The 20,018-nt window shown below is 73.9% G+C and carries 18 protein-coding genes; 7 read left to right on the top strand and 11 right to left on the bottom strand.

Annotated elements, in window-relative coordinates:
* Nucleotides 1–54: 54 nt before the first annotated feature.
* Nucleotides 55–1,473, bottom strand: a complete 1,419-nt coding sequence (gene ngcE / locus ABZW14_RS07065; RefSeq protein ID WP_355341097.1) for an N-acetylglucosamine/diacetylchitobiose ABC transporter substrate-binding protein — start codon at nt 1,471–1,473, stop codon at nt 55–57.
* 209 nt (nt 1,474–1,682) lie between these two features.
* Here ngcE and ABZW14_RS07060 point away from each other — a divergent pair, with 209 nt between their 5' ends.
* Nucleotides 1,683–3,056: an acyltransferase gene (locus ABZW14_RS07060; RefSeq protein ID WP_355341094.1), complete on the top strand. Its 1,374-nt coding sequence runs from the start codon at nt 1,683–1,685 to the stop codon at nt 3,054–3,056.
* Here the strand turns inward: ABZW14_RS07060 and ABZW14_RS07055 are convergent.
* From ABZW14_RS07055 to ABZW14_RS07040, 4 genes are all read right to left on the bottom strand, one after another.
* A complete protein-coding gene (locus tag ABZW14_RS07055) occupies nt 3,028–4,518 on the bottom strand; it encodes a CoA-acylating methylmalonate-semialdehyde dehydrogenase (protein ID WP_355341091.1) in 1,491 nt (496 codons plus the stop codon). The genes ABZW14_RS07060 and ABZW14_RS07055 overlap by 29 nt on opposite strands.
* Entirely contained in the window at nt 4,515–5,822 is a 1,308-nt protein-coding gene (locus ABZW14_RS07050) for an aspartate aminotransferase family protein (protein WP_355341088.1), read from the bottom strand. The genes ABZW14_RS07055 and ABZW14_RS07050 overlap by 4 nt, the downstream gene beginning before the upstream one ends.
* 104 nt (nt 5,823–5,926) lie before the next feature.
* The gene (locus tag ABZW14_RS07045) at nt 5,927–6,730 is read right to left on the bottom strand and encodes a hypothetical protein (protein ID WP_355341085.1); all 804 of its coding nucleotides are present in this window, start codon (nt 6,728–6,730) and stop codon (nt 5,927–5,929) included.
* 5 nt (nt 6,731–6,735) lie between these two features.
* Nucleotides 6,736–7,593: a hypothetical protein gene (locus ABZW14_RS07040; protein ID WP_355341082.1), complete on the bottom strand. Its 858-nt coding sequence runs from the start codon at nt 7,591–7,593 to the stop codon at nt 6,736–6,738.
* 104 nt (nt 7,594–7,697) lie between these two features.
* Between ABZW14_RS07040 and ABZW14_RS07035 the strand changes: the two genes are divergently transcribed.
* Complete coding sequence (locus ABZW14_RS07035) at nt 7,698–8,675, top strand: hypothetical protein (protein ID WP_355341079.1); 978 nt, start codon at nt 7,698–7,700, stop codon at nt 8,673–8,675.
* A 52-nt stretch (nt 8,676–8,727) separates the two neighbouring features.
* Here ABZW14_RS07035 and ABZW14_RS07030 read toward each other — a convergent pair whose 3' ends face one another.
* Nucleotides 8,728–9,414, bottom strand: coding sequence for a Tat pathway signal sequence domain protein (locus ABZW14_RS07030; protein WP_355341077.1), 687 nt, complete (start codon nt 9,412–9,414; stop codon nt 8,728–8,730).
* Nucleotides 9,415–9,802: 388 nt separating this feature from the next.
* Here ABZW14_RS07030 and ABZW14_RS07025 point away from each other — a divergent pair, with 388 nt between their 5' ends.
* The 3 genes from ABZW14_RS07025 to ABZW14_RS07015 all read left to right on the top strand — a co-directional run bounded on the left by ABZW14_RS07025 (nt 9,803) and on the right by ABZW14_RS07015 (nt 11,964).
* Entirely contained in the window at nt 9,803–10,567 is a 765-nt protein-coding gene (locus ABZW14_RS07025; RefSeq protein ID WP_355341074.1) for a TetR/AcrR family transcriptional regulator, read from the top strand.
* A 205-nt stretch (nt 10,568–10,772) separates the two neighbouring features.
* Nucleotides 10,773–11,402 carry a DUF6230 family protein gene (locus ABZW14_RS07020; protein ID WP_355341071.1) on the top strand — a complete coding sequence of 210 codons (630 nt, stop codon included), beginning with the start codon at nt 10,773–10,775 and terminating at the stop codon, nt 11,400–11,402.
* 1 nt (nt 11,403) lies between these two features.
* Nucleotides 11,404–11,964, top strand: a complete 561-nt coding sequence (locus tag ABZW14_RS07015; RefSeq protein WP_355341068.1) for a DUF6114 domain-containing protein — start codon at nt 11,404–11,406, stop codon at nt 11,962–11,964.
* 1 nt (nt 11,965) lies between these two features.
* Here the strand turns inward: ABZW14_RS07015 and ABZW14_RS07010 are convergent, their stop codons facing one another.
* Both ABZW14_RS07010 and murD read right to left on the bottom strand, forming a co-directional pair.
* Entirely contained in the window at nt 11,966–12,331 is a 366-nt protein-coding gene (locus ABZW14_RS07010; protein WP_355341065.1) for a hypothetical protein, read from the bottom strand.
* A 54-nt stretch (nt 12,332–12,385) separates the two neighbouring features.
* Nucleotides 12,386–13,732, bottom strand: a complete 1,347-nt coding sequence (gene murD, locus ABZW14_RS07005) for a UDP-N-acetylmuramoyl-L-alanine--D-glutamate ligase (protein WP_355341062.1) — start codon at nt 13,730–13,732, stop codon at nt 12,386–12,388.
* Between the two features lie 90 nt (nt 13,733–13,822).
* On the opposite strand from murD, the gene ABZW14_RS07000 reads away from it, so the two are divergent.
* On the top strand, nt 13,823–15,172 hold the full coding sequence (locus ABZW14_RS07000; protein WP_355341059.1) for a hypothetical protein: 1,350 nt from the start codon (nt 13,823–13,825) through the stop codon (nt 15,170–15,172).
* Between the two features lie 13 nt (nt 15,173–15,185).
* Here ABZW14_RS07000 and ABZW14_RS06995 read toward each other — a convergent pair whose 3' ends face one another.
* Nucleotides 15,186–17,159 carry a PucR family transcriptional regulator gene (locus tag ABZW14_RS06995; RefSeq protein WP_355341056.1) on the bottom strand — a complete coding sequence of 658 codons (1,974 nt, stop codon included), beginning with the start codon at nt 17,157–17,159 and terminating at the stop codon, nt 15,186–15,188.
* A 55-nt stretch (nt 17,160–17,214) separates the two neighbouring features.
* On the opposite strand from ABZW14_RS06995, the gene ABZW14_RS06990 reads away from it, so the two are divergent.
* Nucleotides 17,215–18,489: a serine hydrolase domain-containing protein gene (locus ABZW14_RS06990; RefSeq protein WP_355341054.1), complete on the top strand. Its 1,275-nt coding sequence runs from the start codon at nt 17,215–17,217 to the stop codon at nt 18,487–18,489.
* Nucleotides 18,490–18,526: 37 nt separating this feature from the next.
* On the opposite strand, the gene ABZW14_RS06985 is transcribed toward ABZW14_RS06990, so the two are convergent.
* A complete protein-coding gene (locus tag ABZW14_RS06985; protein WP_355341052.1) occupies nt 18,527–19,336 on the bottom strand; it encodes an RNA methyltransferase in 810 nt (269 codons plus the stop codon).
* A 69-nt stretch (nt 19,337–19,405) separates the two neighbouring features.
* A complete protein-coding gene (locus ABZW14_RS06980; RefSeq protein WP_355341049.1) occupies nt 19,406–19,963 on the bottom strand; it encodes a dihydrofolate reductase family protein in 558 nt (185 codons plus the stop codon).
* Nucleotides 19,964–20,018: the final 55 nt, after the last annotated feature.

Here is a 20,018-nt window from a genome sequence, read left to right as displayed (position 1 = left end):
CCCCTCCCTGGTTCGACCGGTGGGGGTGGGCGGACCCACCCCCACCGGGGCACGTCACGCGGCCCGCTTGTACTTCTTGATCGAGCTGTCCTGGGCGATCGAGTCGGCGCCCTTCTGGCACTGGTCGAGGAACTCGGCCGGCCCGATCCGGCCGCTGAAGAACTCGCCGCAGGCGGCGTCGACCAGGTTGCGCTCGAGCTTGCGGTAGTAGTTGTTGTAGACCCAGTTGAAGCCGTTGGACCCGGACGCCTCCAGCGCCTTGACCACGGTGCTGAGCCCGAACGGCAGCTCGACGCCCTCGGTCGTGCCGGCCACCACGGTGAGGCTGGCGACCTTCTTGGTGAAGTCCTGGGCGCCCTTCTTGGACAGCATGGTCCGGAAGTACTCCAGCCCGCCGGCCACGTTCTTGGCCTTGGCCGGCACGATGAACGGCTCGCCCGCGGTGCCCCGGATCGCCTCGAACGGCAGCTTGTCGCCGCTGCCCAGGCTCGGGGTCGGTGCCACGGTCATGTTGAAGCCGGCCGGGGTGACGTCCTTCTGCTCGCTCTCCAGCCAGGAGCCGCAGGAGATGAAGGCGGCCTTGCCCTGGCACCAGGCGGTCTGCGACTGCTTGTGGTCCAGGCCGGGCGAGCCCTCCAGGATGTACTTGTCCTTGACGATCTGGTGCCACGCGTCCGCGGCGGCCTTCATGGCGTCGGACTTCCAGGCGTTGGGCTCCAGGTTGTCGATGGCCAGCGCCACCGAGGGGCCGCCGAGCTTGATCGCGGTGGAGATCAGCGGCCAGCTCATGTAGCGAGGGTGCAGGCCGGCGTACGTCCAGGGGGCGATGCCGGCGGCCTTGATCTGCTTGCAGAGCGCGATGTGCTCGTCCCAGGTCTTGGCGTACTGCCAGCCGCGGTCGGCGAAGAGCTTGGTGGAGTGCCAGATGCCGTACACCGTGTAGGTGTAGTTCATCACCAGGAACTTGCCGTCGTACGAGCCGACCTCGACGGCGCCGGGGAGCAGGGTGTCCTTGACCGTCTTGCCGGGGACGTCGAGGCTCGGCGCGGCGAGCAGGTCGCCGAGGTCTGCCAGGGCGTTCTGGGACACCAGGCCGTTGGGGTCGATCTGGCCCGCGCCGGAGTTGTTCACGACGTCCGGCGGGGTGCCGTCGACGAAGCGCGGCTGGAGCGTCTTGTTGATCTCCTGCGTGGCCGAGTGCTTGATCTCCGCCTTCGGGTGCTTCTCCTTATACATGGCCTCGTGGGCCTTGGCGTACTCCTCGCCGAAGCCGCCGTTGAAGATCACCACCTCGAGCGGTGCGTCCTCCTTGACGCCGAGCGGGTTCTGCTCGCTCTTGGTGCCCTTGTAGGCGCCGGAGTCGCCCTTGTCGTCGTCGCCACCGGAGGTGGCGCAGCCGGCGAGAAGGCCGGCGGCGGGGGTGGCCAGCAGGCCGGCGGCAGCGCTCCGCCGGAGGATCTCACGCCTGTTCATCGCATCTCCTCGGTTCGGGTACGCGCGGCCCGCCGCAGTCTGGGGGACGGCGGCCGCGACGTCGAGGCTCTGGGGTGGTCAGCTGTTGCTTGTCTTCAATTCAGTTGGTGTTGCTGAAGAATTTCTACGGCAGCGCGGCGCGGACCACAAGACCTGTGGACCGAACCGTTATCCGTACCGGCCGGCGGCGGCTGGCATAGCCTGGGCCCATGGGCCGCCTGCGGCAGCTCGCCGAGCGCACGCCGGCCACTCGGGAGCGCTACGTCGACCTGCTCCGGGCGCTCGCCATCACGATGGTCGTGCTCGGCCACTGGGGCGTGACGGTCATCGGCTACGACCGGGCTGGCCACCCCGCAGGCCATTCCGCCCTCGGTGACCTGCCATGGGCGTGGCCGCTGACCTGGGTGGCCCAGGTGATACCGGTGTTCTTCCTGGTCGGTGGCTACGCCAACGCCGCGTCGCTGACCGCCCGCCGGAGCCGCGGAGGCACCGCCACCGGCTGGCTGGTGGACCGCAGCGCCCGGCTGGCCCGGCCCACCACGGCGCTGCTCGTGGTGCTGGCGGCCGGCGCCGCGGTGGCCTCACTGCGTGGGGCCGACCCGGCGCAGGTCCGCACCGTGGTCTGGTTCGCCACCATCCCGCTGTGGTTCCTGGTCGCCTACCTGATCGTGGTGCCGCTGACCCCGCCCATGTACGCGCTGCACCGCCGCTTCGGCCTCACCGTGCCCGTGGTGCTGGTCGGCCTGGTGGCGCTCGGCGACCTGGGCCGGATCTGGGGCCCGGCGGGGCTCGCGACGGGCAACTACGTGTTCGGTTGGCTGGCCATCCATCAGCTCGGCTTCGCCTGGTACGACAACCGCACCCAGGGTGACGCGGCCGAGCCGCGGGGCCTGCGGCGGCGCCGGCTGCCGCTCTCCCGCACCGCCGGGGCGGTGCTGTTCGCCGGCGGGCTGGTCGCCGTGGTGCTGCTGACGGTGGTCGGGCCGTACCCGGTGGCGATGCTCAACGTGCCCGGCGAACGCCTGGACAACGCGGCGCCACCGAGCCTCGCACTGTTGGCCGTGGCCACCGCCCAGCTCGGCCTGATCCTGCTGCTGCGGGAGCCGGCCGGACGCTGGCTGCGCCGGCCCCGCGCCTGGCGGGCGGTGATCGCGGTGAACTCCGTGGTGCTCACCGTCTTCCTGTGGCACCTGACCGCGGCGGTGCTGCTGGTCGGGCTCCTCGACGCGCTCGGCGCGCTGCCCACTCCCCGCGTCGGCTCGGCCGCCTGGTGGGGCTGGCGGATCCCCTGGCTGCTGGCCCTCGCCGTGGTGCTGGCCGCGCTGGTCGCCGTGTTCGGCCCCATCGAGGCCCGCACCCGCCGCCCGCCCGCGACCGGCCCGGCCGGCGAGGGCGCCCGCCGGCTCCGCACCGCGCTGGCCGTCCTCGGGTACGCCGGGCTCGTCGCCGGGCTGCTGCTGAACAGCCTCACCCGCAAGGCCGCGCCCGAGCCGCTGGGGCTGCCCGCCCCGGCGCTGGTGGCGTACCTGGCCGGGGCGGGGGTGCTGCGGCTGCTCAGGTCTGGGTGGGGAAGCCGAGGTTGACCCCGCCGTGGCGCGGGTCGAGCCAGCGGCTGGTGACCACCTTGCCCCGGGTGAAGAAGGCGACCCCGTCGGCGCCGTGCGCGTGCAGGTCGCCGAAGAGGGAGGCCTTCCAGCCGCCGAAGGAGTAGTAGGCCATCGGCACGGGGATCGGCACGTTGACGCCGACCATTCCGACCTCCACCTCGTGCTGGTAGCGCTTGGCGGCGCCGCCGTCGTTGGTGAAGATCGCGGTGCCGTTGCCGTACGGGTTGGCGTTGACCAGCTCGACCGCCTCGTCGTACGAACCGACCCGGACCACGCTGAGCACCGGGCCGAAGATCTCGTCGGTGTAGATCGACATCTCCGGGGTGACGTGGTCGAAGAGGGTCGGGCCGAGCCAGAACCCGTCGGCGTCCCCGTCCGGGGTCACCTCGCGGCCGTCGACCACCGGCACCGCGCCGGCCGCGATGCCGGACTCCACATAGGAGCGGACCCGCTCGGCGTGCGCGGCGGTGACCAGCGGGCCCATGTCGCAGCCGCGCCGGCCGTCCCCGGTGCGCAGCCGGCCGATCCGCTCGGCGATCCGGGTGACCAGCGCGTCGGCCACCGGCTCGACCGCGACCAGCGCGGAGATCGCCATGCACCGCTCCCCCGCCGAGCCGAAGCCGGCGTTGACCGCCGCGTCGGCGGCCAGGTCGAGGTCGGCGTCGGGGAGCACCACCATGTGGTTCTTCGCTCCGCCGAGCGCCTGCACGCGCTTGCCGGCCAGCGAGCCGCGCTGGTGCACGTACCGGGCCACCGGGGTGGAGCCGACGAACGACACCGCCTTGACGCCCGGGTGGTCGAGCAGCGCGTCGACCGCCTCCTTGTCGCCGTTGACCACGTTGAGCACGCCGTCCGGCAGCCCGGCCTCGGTGAACCACTCGGCCAGCAGCAGCGCCGCGCTCGGGTCCTTCTCGCTGGGCTTGAGCACCACGGCGTTGCCGCAGGCGATCGCGACCGGGACGAACCAGAGCGGCACCATCACCGGGAAGTTGAACGGTGAGATCACCGCGACCACGCCCAGCGGCTGCCGCAGGCTGTACGAGTCGACCTCGGTGGAGACGTTCTCGCTGAAGCCGCCGCGCAACGCCGAGGGGATGCCGCAGGCGTACTCGATGACCTCCAGCCCGCGCTGCACCTCGCCGGCGGCGTCCGCGAGCACCTTGCCGTGCTCGGCGGTGATCAGCTCGGCGAGCCGGTCGCGCCGGCCGTTGACCAGCTCGCGGAAGGCGAACATGACGGCGGTCCGCTTGGCCAGCGAGGCGTCCCGCCAGGACCGGGCGGCCCGCTCGGCGGCCTCGACCGCGCCCGCCACGTCCGCGGCGGAGGCCAGCGCCACCTCCCCGGTACGCCGGCCGGTCGCCGGGTCGAAGACGTCCCCGCGCCGCTCGGAGTCCCCGCCGACCCGCTTCCCGTCCACGAAGTGCCCGATGAAGCTCATGCGGCCACCTCCGCGGCGACGGACGAGCGGATCGCCTCGACCAGGATGGCCAGGCCCTCGCGGGCCTCGTCCTCGGTGAGGGTCAGCGGCGGGCCCATCCGCACCACGTTGCCGTGCAGGCCGCCCTTGCCGACCAGGAGGCCGCCCTCCCGGCAGGCCTCGAAGACCCGGGCGGTGAGCGCCGGATCGGGCTCGGTGGTGCCGGGCCGGACGAACTCGACGCCCAGCATGAGGCCCTTCCCGCGCACCTCGGCGACGGCGTCGAGGTCCGCGGTGGCGGCGCGCAGGCCGTCGCCGAGGATCGCGCCGACCCGTGCGGCGTTGGCCTGGAGGTCGTGGTTCAGCAGATAGTCGACGACGGCGTTGCCGGCCGCCGTGGAGACCGGGTTGCCGCCGTAGGTGGAGAAGCTGATCGCCGGCACCGACTCCAGCACCTCGGCCCGGCCGACGACACCGGCCAGGGCGAAGCCGTTGCCGATGCCCTTGGCGAAGGTGAGCAGGTCCGGGGTGACACCGTGCGCCTCGTAGCCCCAGAAGTGCTCGCCGGTGCGGCCCCAGCCGGTCTGCACCTCGTCGGAGATGAGCAGGATGCCGTGCTCGTCGAGCACCTTCTTCCAGGCGGCGAAGAGCCCGTCCGGGCCGTGCACGAAGCCGCCGACGCCCTGGATCGGCTCGGCGATCAGGCAGGCCACGTCGCCGGCGGTCTGGGTGGCGAGCACCTCGCGCAGGTCCTCCACGGCCGCGTCGATCCGGTCGCTCTCGTCGAGGCGGGCCAGCAGGCCGCGCAGCCGCTCGCCGGAGTGCAGCCAGGCGACCTGGAGCGGGTTGAGCCCGCTGGCCGACCAGCCCCGGTTGCCGGTGACGCCCATGGCCGCGTACGACCGGCCGTGGTAGCTGTTGCGCACGGCGAGGACCTGGTGCGAGCGGCGGTGGTTGGTGGCGACCAGCAGGGCCGCCTCGTTGGCCTCGGTGCCGGAGTTGGTGAAGAAGACCCGGGCGTCGGGGATGCCGGAGATCCGGGCGATCTTCTCGGCCAGCTCGACCTGCTGGCGGATCAGGTAGAGCGTCGAGCTGTGCACGATGCCGGTGCGCACCTGCCGTTCGACCGCCTCCCGGATCTCCGGGATGTCGTAGCCGATCATGTTGGTCAGTACGCCGCCGAAGAAGTCCAGGTAGGTGCGTCCGGCCGCGTCGGTCACCCGGCGGCCGGAGCCGGAGACCAGTTCGAGCGGTTCGGCGTAGTAGAGCGGCATCCAGGACGGGAGCACGGCCCGGTGCCGGGCCAGCAGGTCGTCGGAGGTCATCGGCGCACCCTTCAGCGGCGGTTGGTCCCCGCACGCTCTCATCACGCGGAGGCAGGGACAACTGTCACTGTGTAGCGCAGCGGGGCCGCCCGCCTGACACCACGTCAACCGCCCTGCTGCGGTTTCCGGAGTGAAATCCGGTCGAGGCCCACCCTTCCGCTGGTCGGTCGGCTCATCGGCGACGCGATCCGCAGCAGCGCGCCGGGGCGCGGCAGGTGCAGGGCGGCGGCGACCAGCGCGAAGGCGGCCCAGCCGGCGGCCAGGGCGAGGCCCGGCGAGGTGTCCTGGAGGTAGTGGTGACCGGCGAGGAAGCCGACCAGGGCCAGGCTGTTGCGGGCGAAGTGCCGGCTGAACTCGGCGAGCTGGCGGCGGGCCTCGACGGCGACCAGCACCCCGGAGTACGGGAAGGTGACCACCATGCCGCGCAGCAGCTCGCCGAGCAGCCCCGTGACCAGCGCGCCGACGAAGATCACCACGAGCTTGACCGGCGCGGCGAGACCGTCCCGCCGGGCCTCCGCCGGCTCCGGGGGTGGCGCGCCCGCGGCCCGGCGGCGCAGCAGCACCATGGCCAGCGCCCAGAGCGCCACGGCGCCGGCCAGCGCCGCTTCGAACGGCACAGGCACCGCCAGCACACCGGCGCTGAGCGCCACGTAGACCGCGATGCCGGCCAGGTCGGCCAGGAGGATCGGCCAGCGCAGCCGGCGGTGGGTGACCGCCACCGTGACGAAGAAGAGGTTGAGGCCGACCACGCCGAGCACCTGCGCCCCCTCCACCGGGTGCCCGGTGGTGACCAGGGCCAGGGTCATCGGCAGCGGCAGGCTGTAGACGAAGGCGCGCACCCGGACCGAGCGGATCACGCTGACCGCCCAGACCACGGCGGTCACCAGCAGGACCGCGGTCCACGTCACGGCGGTCAGCCCGGGAACGTGGCGATGTCGGCGCAGTGCCGGAAGACGCGGGTCAGCCGCTCCACGTCGGCCGGATGGACGGAGAACTCGTTCGCGCTGATCTCGCCGTGCGCGGTCATCTTCCCCTCCCAGCAGCTCGAACCGTCCCAGACCACGAGGTTGACGTGCAGGTGCGGGCTGACGCCGCCGATCGGCAGCAGCCCCACCCGGACGCCGGCCCGCCGTTGCGTCTCGATCAGCTCGGACAGCTCGGGGGTCAGGGTGGCGTACGTGAAGATCCGGGTGATCCGTACGCCCCGGGCGAGGGCGGCCAGGTTGGCCTCCCAGTAGCGGCGGCCCACGTCACCGCGCCACCAGCTCAGCTCGCCGCTGACCCGGGGCATCACGTTGGTCAGCCCGACCAGTTCGCGGGTGCAGTCCCGGGTGGCGCCGATCAGGTCCTCGGCGTCATCGCCGGGCCGGCTGATCCGGCCCGCGGCGAGCTGCTCGGCCTCCCGGCGGAACTCCTCGAAGCGGCGCTGCGCCTCGGCGGCGACCCGGGTACCGGCGTGCCGCTCGGCCGCCTCGCGCAGCGCACCGGCGAGCTGCGGGGTGGCGCCGACCAGCCAGGGCGGCCCGTCCAGCAGCGTGCGCAGGTGGAACCGGCGCTCGGCCCGGGCCAGCGAGTCGAGCACCAGCGAGATCGTGATGCCCATGAGGCCGGCCAGCAGCGACTCGACCCCGGTGGCCGCGTTCGTCAGATCGAGCGTCACGGACAGCAGGATGGACAGCGTGATGCCGACCAGGGCCACCGGGTCGGCGTGTGCGACCAGCCGCACCAGGTTCTCACCCGTGCCGGCCCGGCCCCGCGCCCGTCGCCGCATCGCCGCACCCGCCATCGGCCACCCCCGGTCACTCGGTGCGCCCAGGGTAGCCACGATCCACAACGGCCGGTCGGCACCCGCTCGCCGCCGGTAGCATCCGCCGGGTGCGGACGACGGAGGTGGCGCTGCCGGCCGGCGCGGCGGGCACGACCCGGGCGGAACTCACGGCGGGGATCGGTGCCTGGGTGGGCTCGCCGCCGATGCGGGCCCTGGTCGGGCATTTCGGCGGCGACTGGCCGGCCGGTGACCTGGGCGCCGTGCTGGCCGGGCTGGACGGCTTCTCGGCCCGGCACTGGGACTTCCGTGCCGGGCGGGAACGCCCCGAGGCCCGGGAGCCGGCGTTCGACCCGGCCACGGTCGGGCTGGTGCACGAGGTGGCGGCAGCGCTGGGCCTGGTCCGGTCCCTGCCGCCCACCCTGCCCCGGTACGCGCACCTGCTGGTCCTCGGGGGCCTGGCGCACGCCTGCCTGCGGCGCACCGCGTACGCCGCGCACCTGGCCCGGACGGCCACCGGGGTGGCCGGCGAGGTGGCGGTGCTGGGCAGCTTCCGGGCCCTCTCCCCGGTGGAGTCGCGGCTGCTCGCCGATGCCGGGGTGCACGGTTGCGCCACCGAGGTCGACGCCCTGGACGCCGGGGTGCGCCTGGCGTTCGGGGTGGACGCGCCGAGCGAGGAGACCGGCGAGGCCGCGGACCATCCGCACCGGGCCTGGTCCTCGCGCACGTACCGGCCGGCCGGGCTGCCCCCGGTCCGGGTGCTCGCCGCCCCCTCCGGCGAGCCGGACCGCCGCCGGGCGCACACCGCCGACACCCAGCGGTTCTGGGCCGGGCACGTCCGGCTGCGCGAGGGCGATCCGGTGCTGATGGTGACCGCGCCCATCTACGTGCCGTTCCAGCACTGCGACGCGCTGCGCACCCTCGCGGTGCCGTTCGGCTGCGGGATCGACACGGTCGGCGTGGACCCGGCGCTGGCCGCGCCGGTCGGGGTGCCGGAGCCCACTCTCACCCCGGGGCGCTACCTGCAGGAGATCCGCTCGGCGCTCCGGTCGATGCGCGCCCTGCACACGGCGCTGGCGGCCGGCTGACCGGCGGGGCCGGCGCCCGGCGAACCGCCGCGCACCGGCCCGTGGACGGTGGTCAGTTGACGTAGACGCTCGGGCTGCCGGTCCTGCTGGTGTCCCGCACCGGCGAGTACGTCGCGGAGAAGTACGCGGTGCCGAAGCAGGTGGCGGGCCCGGAGAACTTGGTCAGCGGCTGGTTGGTGAAGACGATCGAGTTGGTGCCGTTGATCGCCGTGCCGACGATGCTGTTCGTGGCGGACCGGTAGACGCAGGTCATCGGGCCGAGCAAGCTGTTCAGCACCACCGTGCTCTGGAACGGCCCGGCGGCGCCGCCGGAGATGGTGACCACGCCGGCGCTGGTGACCGAGGCGTTGTACGGCAGGTTGTTCACGGTAATGCTCTGCACCCCGGTGGTGCCGATCACGTTGGTGGTGCAGCTCGAGAAGGTCTGCGCGGTGAGACTCTCGGTGGCGGTGCCCGGAGCGGTCGGATTGGTGATCACCTTGGCGGTGAAGCTGGACGCGGCGCACTTGATGCCGGTGGTGCCGGTGGTCGAGGAGTAGAAGGTGGCGTTGGTGCCGGTCTTCAGGCTGGCCTGGACGACGTCGTTGACGGCGACGGCGGTGCCGGCGGGGGTCGGGTAGGTGAGCACGGCGCTGGCGAGCGACGACGTGGGGGCGGCGACGGCGGGGGCGGCGCCGACGACACCGGTCAGCAGCGCCAGGGCGGCGAGGCCCGCGCCGATTCGTCCGTACCTGGACATGGTTCTTCCTTCCGGTGGTGGGACGGGGACGATCGGACCGCACAGGCGGTCCCCACCCGGCCGGGACGGCCGGGCGGCGGGCGCGACCGTCTCCTGGACGGACGCGGTGGGGTGCCCGGCGGCCGCCGATCGGGGCCGGCCGGGCGGTGGCGAGAGCTGCCGCGACGTCAGCGGGCGGGCCGGCGTGGCGCACTGCGGCGGAGCCGCGTCACCTGCGCCTTTCCGGTCTTGGGAGGGCACCCGCGCTCGGTGATAATGACAGCCATCGAGCCCTCCTTCGATGAGCCAGGGGTGAGATCACCAACCGTGACGGGGCGTCAACTCAGCGTGCAGACAGTTGTAAACCCCGGAGGGTCGTAAAGTCAATGCATACAGGGAGGTCGATAAGTTGACCACGCAGCGCCGCCCGCAACCGGCGCCGGTCCCACTGCCCGGCGCGCGCCCCGGCCGCGACCCGGGCCGCGCCATCAAGCGCGGCCCGCGCCGGGTCTCCGCCGAGGTGGTGGCGGCCACCCAGCGCGACCGCCTCTTCGACGGGCTCGTGCAGGAGGTCGCCACGCGGGGCTACGACAACGCCCGGGTCAGCGACATCTGCCACGCCGCCGGGGTGACCCGGCCGGCCTTCTACGCCCTCTTCACCGGCAAGGAGGACGCGTTCCTCGCCGCCTACCGCCACGGCATCGCCGTGGTCTCGCAGCTCATGGAGAGCGCCTACCGCGAGGCGGGACCGGCCTGGCCGGACGCCGCCCGCGCCGCGCTGCGCACCCTGCTGGAGGTGCTCGCCAGCGTGCCGGCGTTCGCCCGGATGGCGCTGGTCGAGGTGGACGCCGCCGGCCCGGACGCGCGCCGGGAGCGGGACGCCCTGCTGGGCAGCTTCCGCCGGTTCTTCGCCGACGCCGGCCCCGGCCCGGCCGCCGCCGGCGTGGATCGGGACACGCTGGTGTCCACCGTGGTCGGCGGCCTGCACGCGACCATCCGCGCGCAGGTCGCCCGGGGCCGGGCAGCGGACCTGCCCGCGCTGCTGCCGGTGCTCACCTACGCGGCCACCGCCCCGTTCCTCGGCACCGACGGCGCGGCCCGCGCCACCCGGCCGATCCGCCCGGACGACGGCCCGAGCGCGGCCGCCCCGTGCGCGCCCACCGTCCACTCCTGACCGGCGAGGCGGTCGAAAACCGCAGCGGTTTTTCACTTTGGCCGCAATTCGCAGATGCCGCTCAACTGTCTGCTACGGGCTGTTGACCCGACCTTTACCCAGCGGTAACTTCGGCCTGCGCCCTCGGCGCGAGAAATTCTGCGAACCAATTCAGATCTCATCCCGCATCGTCGCCGATGAATTGATCTCGAAAAGGAGAGCCGCCATGTCGGAGCAGATCTCACCGCACGAGCCCGAGCCGCCGCGCAGCGGCGTGCGCTGGCGCCGGTTCGCCGTCACCATGGGCACCGTCGCGGCGGGCGCGGCCGGCATGATCGTGCTGACCGCCCAGGGCGTGCTCGGCGCGCAGTTCGCCATCTCGGGCATGCCGTTCACCGTCACCGCCGACAAGCTCACCGGCACCGGGTTCGAGCAGTTCGCCACCCTCGACCAGATGATTCCGGACAGCCCCAACCAGGGCGACACCGGCGGGCAGGTCGTGGTGATCGTCTCGGCGATCGACAAGGCCGAGCTCACCAACCTCTGCCAGAGCATCAGCCTGGGCGGCATCAACCTGCGGATCACCGCCGGCAACGCCGGCAAGCCGGTCACCGCCCGGACCCTCGTCGTCGACGGCGACGAGGTCGCCGGCAACGCGTCGTTCCGCAACATCAACGTCGGGCAGGACGCCAGCACCGTCGACCAGGTGCCCGGCGTACGCGGCAACCCGGGCGTCTTCGCCCAGCAGGCCGACACCGTGACCATCACCAACCTGCGGCAGAACAACTACGCCACCACGGCCGCCGTCTTCACCCTGCCCAACCTGCACATGGCGTTCAGCTCCGACGGGTGCTGACATGACCGCCGGACGACACGAGGCGCCGGAGGCGGCGGAGGCGGCCCCGGCCGCCCACCGCCCCGCCGGGCGCTGGCGCCGCTGGCGGCGGGGCCGCCCGTTCACCGCCGGGGTGCTGGTCGCGCTCGGCGGCGCGGAGATGCTCGTGACGCTGCGGGCCCCGCTCGGCGTGCTGCTGCACGTCGGGCCGCAAGGGCTGGCCGCGTACCTGGTGCCGGTGGTCCTGGTGCTGTGCGGCGTGCTGCTGATCGCCACGCCGCAGCAACGGGTCTTCTACGCGCTGGTCACCCTCGTGCTCGGGCTGGTCTCCTGGCTGACCTCGAACCTGGGCGGCTTCCTCGTCGGGATGCTGCTGGCCCTGGTCGGCGGGGCGCTCGCCTTCGCCTGGACCCCGGCCAGGCCGCCCCGGGCCGCGCGATCGGCGCCCGCGCCGCGTCACGAGGAGACGCCGGCGGGCACGACCGAGACCGACTCGGCGCCGGGCCTGCCGGCGCAGACCGGTCCGGCGCAGGCGGAGGCCCGGGTGGGCACCCCGGAGGCGGCGCCCGGCGACCGGCGCTGAGTCAGCGGAAGCGGGCCCGCGCGATGGCCCGGGAGACCTCGGCCGGCTCGTCCACCTCCAGGACGAGCCTGTCGTACGACTGCCCCTCCAGCTCCACCAGCAGCACCTCGTCGGCCCGGTGCACGCACCAGAACGACCGCCCGTTGGACCGGGAGACGTACCGGCCCGCCATGATCAGCCCGGGCCAGTAGGCGCCCGGCAACCGGAAGCCGGAGCCCCGCCGGTAGGCCTCGGCGCGGGAGACCGGGCGGACCGAGGTGACCGCTCCGGTGGGCACCTCGACCCCCGCCGCGAGGGCCCAGAACCGGTCGGCCCCGCTGGGCCGGACCACCAGCCGCTCCGGGTCCACCTCCACCATCACCGCCATGATCACCACGTTAGTCCGGCGGGCCGGTGCCGACCAGTTGCCGACCGGCCCGGCTCAGCGGGCGGTGTCGGCGACCGCCTGCGCGAAGACCTCGGAGCGGTGCTCGAAGTTGCGGAACCGGCCGTAGCTCGGCGCGGCCGGGGAGAGCAGCACCACCCCGCCGGCCGGGGTCAGCTTGCGGGCCAGCCCCACCGCGGCGACCAGGTCCTCCGCGATCTCGGTCCGCACCGCGGGCAGCCCGGCCAGGGCCTCGACGATCCGGGGGCCGCTGTCCGGGATGCCGATCACGGTGATGTCCCGCTCGGCCAGGTGGTCACGCAGCGGCGTGTAGTCCAGCCCCCGGTCCGTCCCGCCGACGATGACGGTCAGCGGCCGCCCCTCGTACGCGTCGATCGCGTGCATGGCCGCGTACGGGCTCGTGGCCAGGGTGTCGTCGACGAACGTGAGCCCGGACGGGTCCGGGATCTCGGTGAGCCGGTGGGCGAGGCCCTGGAACCCGGCGACCGCGATGGCGAGGCTGTCCTTGCGGGCCACCACGTCGACGCCGAGCGCGTCGAGCACCGCGAGGGCGACGCAGAGGTTGCCCTCGTTGTGCCTGCCGACCAGGGGCAGCACGGCGCGCGGGAAGAGCGGGGTGTCCCGCAGGTGGAACCAGGGGGTGCCGTCCGGGCCGTTCGCCACGTGGGTGGTGTCCGGCGAGCCGGCCCGCACCGCCGCCCGGTCCCCCAGTTCGAGGGCCAGGCGCGGGTCGGCGCCGTTCACCACCACGGTGTGCGGGCCGTGCGCCAGCAGGTTGAGCTTGTCCCGGTAGTACTCCCGCTCGCCGCCGTGCGCGTCGAGGTGCTCGGGGAACAGCGCCGTCACCACGGCCACCCGGGGCGAGTCATCCAGGTCCGCGCACTGGTAGCTGGACAGCTCCAGCACGTACAGCTCCGCCTCGGGCAGGTCGAGCAGCGGCACGCCGATGTTGCCGCCGAAGACGTTCGGCCGGTCCATGGCGGTGAGCAGGTGGCTGATGAGGCTGGAGGTGGTGCTCTTGCCCTTGCTGCCGGTCACCCCGATGGTCCGGTCCGCGTGGTCGGCCATCCAGAGCGCGCTGCCCTGGGTCACCGGGACCGCCCGGCGGCGCAGCTCCACCATCCAGGGATGGGTGTTCGGCACGCCCGGCGAACGGACCACGACGTCGGCGGCGGCCAGCCGGGCGAAGCCGTCCTCCCCGGTCACCAGCGGCGCGGCCGCGGCGAGCGGGCCCTCCCAGGGCAGGGTGAGGAAGTTCGCGCTGTCGTCGACGGCCACCAGGCCGGCCGGGCCGTGCGCGGCGATCGCGATCACCGCGGCCCGACCCTCCCGGCCGGCGCCCCAGACGGCGACATGGCGTCCGCGCAGATCAGACAGGCGCACAGGCTCTCCTCGATGGTCGGATCGGCGGGTCGGCGGGTGCGGTCCGGCACAGCCGGACACGGCAGGACAGACCAGGGCCTAGTATGGCGTGTGCCCAACGAGCAGCTGCGGCGGATGGACGCCTTCACCTTCCCGTCCTACTCGATCGACTTCGCCACCGGCGAGGTGTTGTTCGACTACGCCCTGACCGGCCCCGACGGCGAGCAGCGGTTCACCGAGGTGGTCACCCTGCCCCTGCCCGCGCAGCCGGTGTCCGACGAGACGGCGGCCACCCTCGCCCGGGTCCTCGAACTGCTGCACGTGGTCGCCGGCGTCAGCTACTACAAGACCGCCGCGCCGCCCCGGCTGGTGCTGCCGGCGCCGCTGGGCGCGGCCGCCGCCGGCCTCGTCACGGCCGTCTACACGAAGGGCCTCGCCGAGTACGCGTACCGCAACCGGCTGCCCCACGTGCTGGAGCTGCGCCCGGAGGTGCCGGCCGGTGAGGTCACCCCGCCCCGGGTGTACGACGACTCCGACCGCCGGCCGCTGTCGGCCGTCGGCGGCGGCAAGGACTCCATCGTCACGCTGGAGGCCCTGCGCCGGGCCGGCTTCGACCCGGTGCCCTTCTCGGTCAACCCGAACCACGTCATCGTCTCGGTCAACGAGGCGTCCGACCTGGTGCCGCTCGCCGCCCGCCGGCGGATCGACCCGGTGCTGTTCGACCTCAACGCCGCCGGCGCGCTGAACGGGCACATCCCGGTCACCGCGATCAACTCGCTGATCGCGGTCGCCACGGCCGTGCTGCACGGCCTCGGGCCGGTGGTGATGTCCAACGAGCGCTCGGCGTCCGACCCGAACCTGGTCTGGCACGGCCACGAGATCAACCACCAGTGGTCCAAGGGCGTCGAGGCCGAGGGGCTGCTGCGCGCCGCGCTGGCCGAGCACGCCGGGCTCACCGAGCCGTACTTCTCGCTGCTGCGGTCGCTGTCGGAGCTGCACATCGCCCGGCTCTTCGCCGAGACCGACCGGTACGACGCCGTGGTGACGAGCTGCAACGCCGCGTTCAAGCTGCGCGACGCGAGCGAGCGCTGGTGCCGCGACTGCCCGAAGTGCCGGTTCGTCTTCCTGGCCATGGCCCCGTTCATGTCCCGGGAGCGGATCACCACGATCTTCGGCGGCGACCTGCTGGCCGACGAGTCGCAGATCCCCGGCTACCGGGAGCTGCTCGGGGTGGACGGGCACAAGCCGTTCGAGTGCGTCGGCGAGGTGGAGGAGTCGGTGGTCGCGCTGAGCCTGCTCGCGGAGCAGGAGCAGTGGCGCGACGCCCCGGTGGTCCGTGCCCTGGTCGACGCGGTGCCGGCGACGGCCTGGTCCACGGCCGCCACCTCCGACGTCTTCACCCCCGGCGGCCCGACCTACGTCCCCGCCCCCTACGCCAAGGCCCTGACCGCCCTGACCTGACCGGCTGGAGCCGTCAGGGGGTGCGGACGGCGTCCAGGGCCAGCAGGGCCACGTGGAGCGACAGGCACTGCTCGACGGAGTCGAGGTCGACGTCGAGGATGCGGCCGATGCGGGCCAGCCGCTCGTAGAAGGCCGGCCGGGACAGGTGGGCGGCGGCGGCCGCCGCGGACTTGTTGCGGCCCTGCTCCAGGTACGCCCGGAGGGTGCCGAGCAGTTGCTCCCTCGGGTGCTGCGCGTCGTAGGCCAGCAGCCCGCCGAGTTCCCGCTCGACGAAGGTCTGCAGGCGGGGCTCGTCCCGGAGCAGGTGCAGCAGGCCGGCCAGCCCGACGTGCGGCAGCCGGAAGTAGGGCAGGTCCCGCCGGTCCCGGCGGGCCGCCTCGGCGACCTGCCGCGCCTCCACCAGCGACCGGCGCGCCTCCCGCAGGCTGCCCACCCCGGAACCGGCCGCCACGATCACGGCCGGGCCGGCCGGGCGCGGGCGGGACACCGGATCCGCGGCCCGCACGGCACCGACCGCCACCGTCCGGGTGGCCGGGTCGGCGGGGCGGGCCGACCGGGGCGCGGGCGGACGGGCGGGGTCGGCGTCGAGGCGTACCCGGCGCAGCGCGGCGGCGAACGCGGCGAGTGCCTTCTCCTCGGCGGCCGGGTCGGGCAGCGCCAGCAGCGCGCCCACCGCCTGGTCGTCGACGGCGCTGGTCAACGCGGTGAGCTTGGCCTCGCGCAGCGCCTGGCCGACGGCCTCGGCGAGGTCGCGCAGCCGGGCCGGTCCGGCCTCCGGGCCGGTGTCGGGGCCGGGGCCGCCGCCCTCGGCCGGGTCGTCGGCCCGGTGCCGGACCACCACGCCGACCAGGTGGCGGCGGTCCAGGGTGACGCCGAGCGCCTTGGCTCGCAGCGCGACCTCGTCGACCGGGCGGGAGTGGTCGATCAGGGCGGTGAGCAGGGTGCGGTGGATCTGCCGTTCCAGCCCCTCGGCGTCGCGGCGGATCAACCGGCCGAGGGCCAGGGTGGAGGCGGCCCGCTCGATGAGGATGGTGAGCCGGGTCGGTGGGGTGGCGCCCGTCGCGGGGCCCCGCTGCGGTGCCGGGCCGTCGTCGGCCGGGGCGCTGTCGGTGGGATCGGTCGCCGGGTCGGCCGCCTCGGCGGCGTCCACGGGGTCCGGGTGCGCCTGGGCCGGGGTCCGGTCGGGGCCGCGCGTGGTGAGCTCGGCGCCTGCCGGCCAGCGCAGCAGCAGCCGCCCCCAGTCCTGCCCGCGGGCGCCGACGGTGGTCACCAGCCAGCCGCTGTCCGGGTCGTACGCGGTGCGGCCGGCCGGCCGGATCCGCCGGGAGTGCTGCTCCCAGCCGTCCAGCAGCACCTCGGCGCTCTCCCCCGCCGGGTCGTACGCGAGCACCTGCCGGGACAGGTTCTCCAGCACCACCGGGCAGCCGGCCAGCTCGGCGGCCTGCCGCACCACCTCGGCCGGCTCGGCGCCCTCCACGGACAGGTCGGTGAACCGCTGGTGGATCTCCTCGGTGGCGCGCAGCTCGGTGAGCTGGGCGTCCACGATCAGCGCGTGCACGGCCTCGGTGATCCGCACGAACGGGGTGGCCCGGCGTAGCTCGACCAGCGGCAGCCCGCGCCGCTCGGCGGCGGCCGCCATCACCCGGGGCACCCCGCTGACGTAGCGGCGGCCCAGTTCCACCACCAGCCCGGAGACCCCGACGTCGGCCAGGTCGCCGATGAACGCCCTGAGCCCGGCGTCGTCCGCGGGCAGCCCGATCCCGGTGGTGAGCACCAGCTCACCACCGCCGAGCAGGGTGGCGATGTCGGGCACCTCGGCCACGTGCACCCAGCGGACCGGACGGTCCAGGCCCGCGTCCCCGGCGACCAGGCGCGGCGCGCCGTGGCGCACCGGCACCAGGGCGAGCACCTCACGGACGGTAGGGAACACGGGCGACACGCTACCCTGCGTCACCGCCGATTCCGAGCGTGCCGGGCGGTCCCCCACGTCTCGATCACGTCCCGTAGCGTGCGGGTGATCGTGATCAATCGGAAGGGGAGGCATGGACGGGACGACGGTCAGCCGACGGGCGTTCGCGAAGCTGGTCACCGCCGCGGGGGCGGGGGCGCTCGGCGCGGGAGCGGTGGCGGCCCCGGCAGCGGCCGCGGTGGACACCTGGACGACCACCGGCACCGCGGTGAGCGCGCTGAGCGCGTTCGACGACACGATGAAGAGCTTCATGCAGGCCCGGAACATCGACGCCGGCCAGCTCGCGGTCACCTACCAGGGCCGGTTGGTGCTGGCCCGGGGCTACGGCCACAACTCGCCGATGCTCATCCAGCCCACCTCGCTGTTCCGGGTGGCCAGCCTGTCCAAGTCGCTGACGGCGGCGGCGCTGGTCCGGCTCGCCCAGGACGGCAAGCTCAGCCTCGGTGACCCGATCACCAAGTTCCTCGACCTGAACCCGCCGGCCGGGCAGACCGCCGACCCCCGGCTCGCCAAGGTCACGCTGTGGCGGCTGCTCCAGCACACCGGTGGCTGGGACCGGGACCTCACCGCGTTCGACCCGGTGTTCAAGGACCGGATCATCGCCAACGCGCTGGGCGTGCCGATGGAGCTGACCCACGCCGACGTCATCCGGTTCATGTCCGGCCAGCCGCTGATGCACGACCCCGGCTCGACGGTGTCCTACAGCAACTACGGCTACCTGCTCGCCGGGCGGATCGTCGAGAAGGTCAGCGGCCTGCCCTACGAGACGTACGTGAAGCAGAAGCTGCTCACGCCGCTCGGCATCACCCGGATGGGACTGGGCTGGACGGTCAGCCGGCACGCCGGCGAGGTCGGCTACCGGTCGCAGTACACGGGCCCGACCGTGCTGGACAACTCCGGCACGGTGGTCGACGCCCCGTACGGCACGTTCAGCATGCGCATCCACGACGCCAACGGCGGCTGGCTCGCCTCGGCCGTCGACCTGGTCCGCTGGGCGACCGCATTCGACACCGGCAGCCCCGTGCTGAACAGCACCTCGACCGGCCGGGTCTTCGCGGTGCCCAGCCCGACCGGGGTCAACGCCGACGGCTGGTACTACGGCCTCGGCTGGGCGGTCCGCCCGGTCACCGGCGGCACCGGCCGCAACACGTGGCACACCGGCAGCTTCGCCGGGACGTACAGCATCCTGGTGCGCACCTACCACGGGATGAGCTGGGCGGCGGTGTTCAACCAGCGCGACGACGAGTCCGGGCTCAGCTACGCCCCGATCGACTCGGCGCTGTGGACCGCCTCCCGGGCGGTGACCAGCTGGCCGACGCACAACCTCTGGTCGAAGTACTTCGCCTGAGCGGGCGCCGGGGGGCGGCACGCGCCGCTCCCGGCGTTCACAGCGGGTCGTCGCGGCCCAGCTCCCAGCAGGCCACCGCGGTGGCCGCGGCGACGTTGAGCGAGTCCACCCCGCGCCGCATCGGGATCACCACCCGGACGTCGCTGGCCGCCATGGCGGCCCCGGTCAGGCCGGCGCCCTCGGCCCCCATGAGCAGGGCCGCCCGGGCGCGCTGCCCGGCGTCCAGCCGCTGGATCGGGACCGCGTCCGGCGCGGGCGTCATGGCCAGCACCGTGAAGCCCGCCGCCCGGACCTGGGCGAGCGCGTCCGGCCAGGGTTCCAGCTTCGCGTACGGGATGGCGAAGACCTCGCCCATGCTGACCCGGACGCTGCGCCGGTAGAGCGGATCGGCGCAGGTCGGCGAGAGCAGCACGGCATCCACCCCGAGCGCCGCCACGGCCCGGAAGATCGCACCCAGGTTGGTGTGGTTGTTGACGTCCTCCAGGATCACCACCCGCCGGGCGGTGGCCAGCACCTCGGCGGCGGACGGCAGCGGCTTGCGGCGGAACGAGGCGAGCACGCCCCGGTGCACGTGGAAGCCGGTGGCCCGCTGGAGCACCTCCGGGGTGGCCGCGTAGACCGGGGTCTCCCCCGTGTCGAGGTCGGCGAGCTGGTCCACCCGCTTGGCGTCGACCAGGTACGACCGGGCCGGGTAGCCGGCCCGCAGCGCCCGCCGCAGCACCAGCTCCCCCTCGGCGATGAACAGCCCGTGCGGGGGCTCCCAGCGGGTCCGCAGCTCCACGTCGGTCAGCGCGCGGTAGTCGGCGATCCGGTCGTCGTCGGGGTCGGTGATCTCGTGGACGGGCACCGGACGATTCTGCCTGGTCGGCCCGGCGCGTCCGGCGCGGGCCGCCCCTCCGTCACCGCCGGCGGGCCGTCACGCCCGCTCGTAGCGCAGCAGCACGGACCGGCCGTCGAAACCCCGGGTCCCGGTCAGCCGCAGGTCGAGGCGGTCCTTGCCGGGGAAGACCGGCGTGCCGCCGCCCAGCACCACGGGGTGCACCGCCACCTGGTACTCGTCGATGAGCCCCAGCTCGGTCAGCGCCGCCGCGGCGCCGGAGCCGCCGGTGAGCAGCAGGTCCTTGCCGGGTTGCGCCTTCAGCTCGGCGATCTCGGCGGCCAGGTCGCGGCCGATCACCCGGGCGCCGTACTCGGCGCTCTCCAGGGTGCGGGAGATGACGATCTTCGGGGTGCGGGCCCAGATCGGGGCGAACTGCACGTCGTGCGGGTCCTGGGAGATCTGCTCGGCTCGCGGCCAGTACCAGGACATCAACCCCCACACCTTGGCGCCGTAGAGGAAGGTGTCGGCCCGGTCGGTCAGCTCGATGGAGTACCCGGACAGCTCCGGCCCCATCTGTGCCCAGTCGAACTCTCCGTTCGGCCCCTCGATGAAGCCGTCGACCGACTGGTGCACCCAGTAGACGAGCCTGCGCATGGTGTCCTCCGCTTCCGGTGGCGCCCTGGGCGGGCGCGCTCACCGGTGGGTCGGA

It is taken from the genome of Micromonospora sp. NPDC004551 (assembly GCF_040609975.1).
Lineage (GTDB): Bacteria > Actinomycetota > Actinomycetes > Mycobacteriales > Micromonosporaceae > Micromonospora.
This window is presented reverse-complemented; position numbering and strand designations above follow the sequence as displayed.